Annotated in this window: 9 protein-coding genes; all 9 read right to left on the minus strand. The window is 53.9% G+C overall.

Annotation, left to right across the window (positions count from 1 at the left end; translation table 11 throughout):
• Positions 1–127: 127 nt before the first annotated feature.
• A complete protein-coding gene (locus ACOYIE_RS01955) occupies positions 128–1294 on the minus strand; it encodes a S41 family peptidase (RefSeq protein WP_433410324.1) in 1167 nt (388 codons plus the stop codon).
• A gap of 71 nt (positions 1295–1365) precedes the next feature.
• Positions 1366–2544 (minus strand): murein hydrolase activator EnvC family protein, encoded by a 1179-nt coding sequence (locus tag ACOYIE_RS01960; protein WP_433410325.1) that lies wholly within the window; start codon positions 2542–2544, stop codon positions 1366–1368.
• Positions 2545–2577: 33 nt separating this feature from the next.
• Positions 2578–3462, minus strand: coding sequence for a permease-like cell division protein FtsX (ftsX, locus tag ACOYIE_RS01965; RefSeq protein WP_433410327.1), 885 nt, complete (start codon positions 3460–3462; stop codon positions 2578–2580).
• Positions 3459–4139 carry a cell division ATP-binding protein FtsE gene (ftsE, locus tag ACOYIE_RS01970; RefSeq protein ID WP_433410328.1) on the minus strand — a complete coding sequence of 227 codons (681 nt, stop codon included), beginning with the start codon at positions 4137–4139 and terminating at the stop codon, positions 3459–3461. The genes ftsX and ftsE overlap by 4 nt, the downstream gene beginning before the upstream one ends.
• A gap of 162 nt (positions 4140–4301) precedes the next feature.
• Positions 4302–5393 carry a PucR family transcriptional regulator gene (locus ACOYIE_RS01975; protein WP_433410329.1) on the minus strand — a complete coding sequence of 364 codons (1092 nt, stop codon included), beginning with the start codon at positions 5391–5393 and terminating at the stop codon, positions 4302–4304.
• Between the two features lie 205 nt (positions 5394–5598).
• Positions 5599–6336, minus strand: a complete 738-nt coding sequence (locus ACOYIE_RS01980) for a pseudouridine synthase (protein ID WP_433410331.1) — start codon at positions 6334–6336, stop codon at positions 5599–5601.
• Between the two features lie 201 nt (positions 6337–6537).
• Positions 6538–7023, minus strand: coding sequence for a DUF4830 domain-containing protein (locus tag ACOYIE_RS01985; protein ID WP_433410332.1), 486 nt, complete (start codon positions 7021–7023; stop codon positions 6538–6540).
• Positions 7024–7132: 109 nt separating this feature from the next.
• Complete coding sequence (locus ACOYIE_RS01990; protein WP_433410334.1) at positions 7133–8347, minus strand: FprA family A-type flavoprotein; 1215 nt, start codon at positions 8345–8347, stop codon at positions 7133–7135.
• 158 nt (positions 8348–8505) lie between these two features.
• Positions 8506–8876: DUF4368 domain-containing protein (locus ACOYIE_RS01995; protein WP_433410336.1), on the minus strand; the 371-nt coding region annotated here is incomplete at its 5' end.

Consider the following 8876-nt stretch of genomic DNA (forward strand, 5'->3'; position numbering starts at 1 on the left):
TCACAAACCTCTTATCTTCGGTAATCGGCCGGTTCCGGCCGTACAATACTCCTTATTATATGGAAGGTTTCCCGCGCTGTCAAGCGAGGGAACGGAAAATTCCCTGTTTTTCTCCCACGGAAACGAATTATTTCAGCGTTTCTATCGCTTTTTGCAGCTGCGAATCGTTTTCTGCCGTCAAAAAATAAAATTCTGCGCTTTGCTCGGCAGACAGCTTCTGCTCCACATCAGGCGCAATACCCGTGCCCGCCAGGTTGCGGCCATGCGGCGTATAATACTGTTCAACCGAAAGATTGACCGCCGACCCGTCTGACAGCTCATAAGTGCGCTGTGCGCGCCCTTTTCCGGTTGTATGCACGCCAACCAGCGCCGCTCTTTCATACTCCTGCAGGGCTGCGGCAAAAAACTCTGCCGCCGAAATCGACTGCTCGTCAATCAGCACCGCAATCGGCAAATCAATCTGTTCCGCATCCGATTCGTATACCGTCTGCTGTCCGTCCCGCGTCTCCAGCCGCATGATCGTGCCCTCCGGCAGCAGCGGATCGAGCATGGCGCTCATCTCTTTCACACGGCCGCCGCCGTTGTGCCGCACGTCAATCACCAGCTTTTGCGCGCCCTGCTCCAGCAGACTGTCCAAAACGGTTTGGAACTGCGCGGCCGACCCGTCATGGAAGGACTCAATCCGCAGATATCCCACGCCGTCTTCCAGCAGTTCTCCCCACGCCATTTTCTGGGTGACGATTGCGCGGGTCAGCGTCACCGTTCGGCTTTCTCCGGTCTCTGCCTTTTCAAAAGTCAGGCTGACGTCCGTCCCCTCCTCGCCCTGAATCGCTTCCAGCACCGCAGAGGCGCCGTCCCGCTCGACGGTCAATCCTTCCGCGCCCGTAATCCAGTCATATTTTTCTATGCCTGCGGCCTGGGCCGGCGAATCATCGCACACTAGGCTGACACGGATACCATTCTCTCCGGACACGACCGATACGCCGATGCCGCAGCTCTTTCCTTCTCCCCGCAGCATGTATGCCTGATACTGTTCCGCCGGAATATAGCTCGACCACTGATCTCCCACGCCGGTGATATAGCCGGTCGCGGCGTAATCCGCAACCAGGCCGATGTCCAGCTCGCCCACATACTTTTCGGTTACCAGCTTGTCAATCTCCCGCAGTTTTTGCTGCATGGTGTTTGAATTCCAGCCGACCGCCGTATAACAGCAGGCCACGCCCGCAGCCGCCGCCATGATGCACAGCATCAGCGCAGTGCCAAGCGAAACCCGCGCGTCCCTCCATTTTTTCAATTGCATCTTCCTCCGCATAAAACAGGGGGAGAGCTTTTCCGCCCTCCCCCATTTTCTCATGTCTATCCGTCTCAGAAATAGCTCTTCGGGTCTACCGTCGCACCGTTGACATAAACCTCAAAATGCAGGTGCGGACCGGTCGAGTTGCCGGTCGAGCCGACATAGCCGATCACCTGTCCCTGCGTAACGGTCTGCCCAACCGAAACCGCAAAGGACGACTGATGGCCGTAAGCCGTCATCAATCCGCCGCCATGGTCGATAACCGTATAGTTGCCGTAGCCGGATACCCAGCCTGCGGTAACCACGCGGCCCGACGCCGCGGCCAGAATTTCCGCGCCGTAGCCGGCGGGGATATCCTCGCCCGCGTGGAACTTGCGCGTACCGTAAATCGGATGAATGCGCCAGCCGTAAGCCGAGGAATTCGTCGTGCAGCTCGGCGTCGGCCAGATGAGCGTACCGTCGCCCATCGGCACCGAACCATTGGCAGCGGCCTGTCGGGACAGCTCCGCAATCTGGTTGCTGACCGACTGCATTTCCCCTGCAATTCGGTCGTACTCCGCTTCGCTCTCCGCCTTATAGGCTTCAATGCTCTCCTGCAGCGCCGCCTGCTGCGCCTCATTGGCCGCCAGCTCGTCCACCTTATAGCTCAGATTCTTCTGATAATCCGACTGTTCATCCTGCGTCTGCTGCAAATCATCGCGCTTCTGCTCAATATCTTCCTTGGCGGCCGTATATTCCGCAACCACCTTTTTATTATTGTCCATCAGCGTTGTAACGATTTCCATACGGGTCAGCAAATCCGTAAAGCTGGAAGAATTGAGCAGGACCTCCAGATAGCTCGTCTCGCCCATCTCATAGGTCGTGCGGACCGTCAGCGCAAAGTCCTCTTCTTTTTCCTGCAACGCATCTTCCGCAACGCCCAGCTCAACCGTTTTTACGTCAATCTGCTCCTGCAAACGCTTTATGTACGCTTCAACCGTCGCAATTTCTTCGCGGGTCAGCTCAATCTCGCTCTGCAGCGCCTCGCGGGTGGCTTCAACATCCTTCGCCTGCTTCGTCAAATCGGCAATCCGCGCCTGCACGGATTTCTTTTCATCCTCCAGACTGGAAAGCTTATCTTTCAGTTCATCCGCGTCTTCCGCCGCGCCGGCAAACACCATTCCGGAAGCCAGCATGGACATCAGCATAGCCAGCGCCAGTATGCCGGCAATCACGCACGAAATAATGCGGGTATGTTTTTTCTTCATCATAATAATTGCTTCCTGCTCCTTTCGCCAAACGGTTTAAACATCCATAAACTTGCGGATGCTCGTTACCGAGCCGCCAATGCCAAACAGTACGCCCGCACCCAGGAACACGCTGAGCACCAGCCAGCGCAGCTCCTCAAACGGAACGATTCGGAAATACGGAATGACGCCGTCCGCCACATGCACCAGCTCTGCATACAGGCCCCACTCGGCAAAAAAGGCCAGACCGCCGGCCAGCAATCCAAGCACCATGCCCTCAATCACGAACGGCCAGCGGATAAACCAGTTGGTTGCGCCGACCATCTTCTGAATGGAGATCTCCTCCCGCCGCGCAAACATGGCAAGTTTTACCGTATTGGCGATGATAAAAACCGAAATCAGCGCCATCGCAATCACCATAGCCAGCGATACCACATTAAATACGCGCTGCACCTGCACCAGCTTGGAAATTACCACCTCGTCCGCGCGGACATTGGCAACGCCTTCCACCGCTTCAATCTGCTCAATCGTCTGCGCAGCCTGCGTCGCGTCAGTCAGCGTGAAGATGAAGCTGTTGCGCAGCGGATTATTCTCCGAGGTATAGCTGTCCAGAATGTCCGCATCCTCGCCCAGCTGTATGCGATACGCCTCCAGCGCCTCATCCCGCGACTCAAACTGAATCGTCGCAATGTTATCAATCTGATTAAACTGCGAGCCGAGCGCCTTCGCCTCCCGCGTGGTCAGGCTTTCATCAATAAATACGACAATCTGGTTGGACTGCTGCAGCGTTCTGATGCTCAAATCAATATTATACGCAATCAGCGTGACGGTGCCCGTCAGCAGCAGACAGATAATCATGATAACGACCGCCGCAATCGACATAAAGCCGTGCTTGAAAATATTGCGGAAGCCTTCCTTCCAGTAATAACCAAAACTTCTCATATCTGATAATACCCACCTGTCTGATCGCTGATGACCTCGCCATGGTCAATCACAACAACGCGCTTTTCAAACTCGTCCACCAGGCCCTTTTCATGCGTGACGATCAGCACCGTTGTGCCCAGCTCGTTAATTTTTTCAAACAGCGTCATCAGTTCGAGCGAGCGCGCCGGATCGAGGTTGCCGGTCGGCTCATCCGCGATAATCAGGCGCGGATTGTTTACCAGCGCACGCGCAATCGCCACGCGCTGCTGCTCGCCGCCGGAAAGATTCATCGGCTTTTCATGCGCCTTTTCGGTCAATCCGACCAGCTCCAGCACATACGGCACACGGGCTTTGATCGCTTTGCTCCGCGCGCCGATCGTGCGCATGGCAAACGCAACATTTTCATAAACGGTTTTGTTCTTAATCAGACGAAAATCCTGAAACACCACGCCAAGCGTGCGGCGCAGATAGGGAATCTGCCGTTTTTTCATTTCCCCGATGTTGTAATTATTCACCAGCACCTTGCCCTCAGCCGGCCGGACCTCGGCAGTCAGCAGTTTAATGAGGGTTGTTTTGCCGGAACCGGAAGCGCCGACCAAAAAGACAAATTCGCCTTCATCAATGCGAAGGCTTGCTTTATTCACCGCACGGGTACCGTTATCATATACCACGGTGACATTGTTCATCCGTATCACAGACAGTCCTCCCTGTCAATCCTTTTGGCAAAAAAAGACGAAGGTGCGTGCTGTCACACACCTTCGTTTATTATAACAGATATTCCCGCCCCGCGCAAGTCGACAATAACTGCCAGGCGCGTTTCGGTTTTTGTTTTTTTGTGAACTTTCTGCAATACTGAATCAGCGCACGCCTTCTTCACGGCTGGACAGATATTTGCGCACCATCAGCGCCACCTTGAATACGATCGCATGGTCAAATTCACGCAGGTCCAGTCCGGTCAGCTTTTTAATTTTTTCCAGACGATATACCAGCGTATTGCGGTGTACAAACAGTTTTCTCGAAGTTTCAGATACATTCAGGTTATTCTCAAAGAATTTCTGAATGGTAAACAGCGTTTCCTGGTCCAGCGAGTCAATCGAGCCCTTTTTGAACACTTCAGAAAGGAACATTTCGCACAGCGTAATCGGAAGCTGATAAATCAGGCGGCCGATTCCCAGATTTTCAAAGCTGATGATGTTCTTTTCCGTATCAAATACGCCGCCAACCTCAATTGCGGTCTGCGCTTCTTTAAAGGATTTCGCAATATCCTTCATCTGTGCGGATACCGAGCCGATACCGATCAGGCACTTTACCGACAATTCGCTGAGCAGTGTCTCCTCAATCGAAGCCGCCAGTTTGGCAAGCTCCTTCAAATCGCCGCTGCCCTTCACTTCCTTGACCACGACGATGTCGCTCTCAGAAATATGCAGAACAAAATCCTTCTGCTTATCCGGGAACATGCCGGCTACTACGTCAATTGCAGCCACGTCTGCCGGCGGCTGCTGACGCACTAAAAATACGACGCGCGGCACATCATTGCCAAAGTGCAGTTCACGCGACTTGATATAAATATCGCCAGGCAGAATATTGTCCAGAATGATATTTTTAATGAAGGTAGCCTTGTCGTGTTTTTCGTCATATAACGTTTTGATGTTATTGATGGAAACCGCCACCAGCGAGCAGATGCTGCGCGCCAGTTCGTCCTCTCCCTGCACAAACACAGCATACTCCATACGCGAAGTGCGGTCCCCCGTCATATGATAGGTATAACCGCCAAAACGCACCAGCTCGCCTGCAAAGCCGAGCTCTGTGACCGCCTCTTCCCGCATCTCTCCGATGCGCGGCAGATCAGTGCATGCGACAACCGCACCGCTGGCATCAACAATGCCTATTGTACGGTCCACCGTGTCCTTCATCTGTAAAATAATCGACTGGAACAATCTTGAAGCCATTTCCATCACCTTTCCCGTCTTTTTGCCGCCGCACGGCGCGCGTCACTTTCCGGCGCTCCGCCAGGCGGACAGTCTCCCCGCTGATCCTTTGCACACTCTCATCAATCTTCACAAGAAGCCCGTGGTATCTCAAGGCTTTTTACGACATTATATCACAGGTTTCAACATTTTTGTACAAAAATTTTTAAATTTTTTTGTCAGTTTTTTAATTTTTCTGCTGCGCCGGAGACTGCTGCCGCAGCAGCACAAGTTCCGGCTCTGTCAGCATCCGGAACTCGCCCGGCTTCAGCGCCGTATCCAGCGGCAGTCCGCCAATCTGCACCCTGCGCAGACGAACAACCGTGCCGCCTACCGCAGCTATCATGCGCTTGACCTGATGATATTTTCCTTCCTTCAAAACCACCCGCACGGCCTGCACCGGCGTTTCTGCCAGCACTTCCAGCTTGGCAGGCAGGCAGACTGTGCCGTCTTTCAGGGTCAGTCCCGCAGCAAAACGGGCCGCAGCGTCTTTTGCCAGCGCGCCTTCCACCTCAGCTTCATACACCTTGGAAACATGCCTTCCCGGACTCATCAGCGCATGACTCAGCGCGCCGTCATCCGTTACAATCAGCAAGCCTTCCGTATCCTTGTCCAGCCGCCCAACTGCAAACAGACCGCGCCGCTGCTGCTCCGGAAACAGTTCAAGCACCGTACTGTGCCGGCCATCCCTGTTTGCCGTAATCACCCCCGCCGGCTTGTTGAGCATAAAATACCGCTGCGCACGGTATTGCTGCGCCTGCCCATCCAGCGCAACGGCTGCACGGTCAGGGTCCACCTTATATGCGGGGTCGCATATGACCGTTCCGTCAACGGCCACCCTGCCTGCGCGAATCATCGCGCCGACCTCCTTGCGGCTGCCGCAATTCAGGTGCGTGAGCAATTTATCCAAACGCATCCCTGGCATTTTGTGCCTCCCGACCATTCATTTTTGCGTATACAACAATCCGACTTTGTTTATAGCATAACACTTTTTTGCATCTTGCACAATAGGCAAAGCGAAAAAAAGTCTATTCCTCCAAGAAATTGTCTGCCATAAAAAAGGAAGGGTGCCGCTCCAGGCCCCTTCCTCCCTATGATGTGCAGATTGCAGGCAGACAGCATCTGTTTACTCCGGCATTCCGGTAATCCCATGCACAAAGCCGTCCGCTTCGGCCGCGCTGATATCTGCCGCGATAAGGCGGTTCCGGCGAATCAGCAAATTGGCTGTCACGCCCTCTGCGCCGGTCGGGTATTCGGTCAGTTCATAGGTGTACAGCGTTGCCCGTTTACCCTGATAAGGCGTCAAATCCAACCCCTGCCCAAGCTGAATGGCATTATACGCCTGGTATGTATCGTCAAATGTTTTGGGAATTTGCACTTCCCGCTCACTGCGCGGCTCTGCTTCAACTTTCCACCCAAACCCCTCCAATAGCGCAACGCGCTGCTCGTTGGTCTTCAGCCTTGTATCCAGCCCGATTTCCTCTGCTGCTTCTGCGCTGACCGTCTCCGCCGATTTCGGCGCGAGCGCAGCCACTCCCCACACGACCGCGCCCAGTGCCAGCACGCCCGCTATCGCTTTTTTTACCGAAACCTTGGTTGCATAAACGATCATGGCATTTTCCCTCCTGCTTTTGTTCCTATTCTATGCAGCAGGAGAAACCGGCAGAACCGGTAAATAAAAACAGACCGCCGCAAGTTGCAGCAGTCTGTTTTTTTATTTTTTAACCTGCAGCGCAGGCCAGCTGCGCCGAAATCACATCGGCCAGCATATCCATCGAAGCCGCCTGTCCCTCAGCCAGCGCAGATTTAAACGTTACGGTATTTTCCAGCACCGTTATATTCTTCATCGCACCCAGAATCGCACCCATCAGTCTGGCAGCAGCCGGCGCCCAAGTGCCGTTTTCCAGCAGCGCAACCGTGCGGTTTTGCAGGTTAAGCGCCTTCAAATCATTGAGAAACGCCTCCATCTTCGGATGCAGACCGCCGTTATAGGTCGGCGCGGCCAGCACCAGATGGCTGCACCGGAAGCTTTCCGAAACCAGCTCCGATACATCGGTTTCTGACACATCGTACAGTTTAATATTGCGCACGCCACGGTCCGCCAGTCTTGCGGCCAGCACCGCCGCCGCATTCTCCGTATTGCCGTACATTGTGCCGTATACGATCAGCACCGACTGTTCCTCCGGCTGGCAGGCGCTCCACATCTGGTATTTCTCCAGCAGCAGCCCCATGCCATCCCGCCATATGGGACCATGCAGCGGGCAAACAGTCTCCACATCCACCGCTGCCATTTTCTTCAGCAGGACCTGCACCTGCGCGCCGTATTTGCCGCAGATGTTGGCATAATACCGCCGCGTATCATCCATCCATGCGCCGTCAAAATCAAACTCATCCGCAAAAATATTGCCGCTCAGCGCGCCGAACGTACCGAACGCATCTGCGGAGAAGAGCACCTTGTCCGTCTCATCGTAGGTCACCATAACCTCCGGCCAGTGTACCATGGGCGCCATCATAAAATGCAGCGTATGGCGGCCGGTAGAGAGCTTGTCCCCTTCGCTGACAGCCAGCGTACGCTCCGGCGCTGCGCCCGCAAAAAACTGCTGAATCATAGACAGCGCTTTGGCGCTGCCAACCAGTGTCACTTCCGGCCAGCGGCGCAGCACTTCGCCCAGCAACACGCAATGATCGGGCTCCATATGGTGAATGACCAGATAATCCAATCCGCGCCCATCCAGCGCATACTCCAAATTTTCAAAAAACAGCCGGCCAACCGCTTCATCCGCCGTATCAAACAATACGGTCTTTTCGTCCAGCAGCACATAGCTGTTGTAGGATACTCCGCGCGGAATCGGAAACAGGTTTTCAAACCGGCTCAGGCGACGGTCACTGCCGCCGATATAAATCAGATCTTCTTTAATCTTTCTGGTTGTGTGCATCGCATGGCACCTCCGTCTCTATTCTGTTAAAATCATAACATACTTTTCCCCATAAGTCCACTACAGTCATCCGCACGAAACAACAAAAAAACCGGCCGCAATGCTCGGTGGTCGTAAAACAGTAATATGTGAATTTCTTGGAACAGGCATGATTTCGGTCATGCCTGTTCCGCTTTTATCAGTTCATCCACGGGAATGTAGCCCACAAGGTCATATTCGATATGCACCCTCTGTTTGCGCTTGCCGCTGGACTTGTCCGGTGCCTCCACATAAACCGCTTTTACAAGCTCTCTGAGAGCATATGGCGTAAGTTCCGTGAGGTCGGTGTATCTATGTGCCCGCTGAATAAACTGTTCAAGATCTTCTATCTGTCGTTCCTGTACTTCGACTTCTTTTTGCAGATTTACGATTTCAACTTTGAGCTGCGCCTGCTCGTCCTCGTAGGTCTTGCTCATCATGGCAAAGCGATCATCGTTCAGCTTGCCCTTGGCGTTGTCCTCGTAGATTTTGATAAACAGGCGGTCAAGTT

It is taken from the genome of Agathobaculum sp., from assembly GCF_050946325.1.
Lineage (GTDB): Bacteria > Bacillota > Clostridia > Oscillospirales > Butyricicoccaceae > Agathobaculum.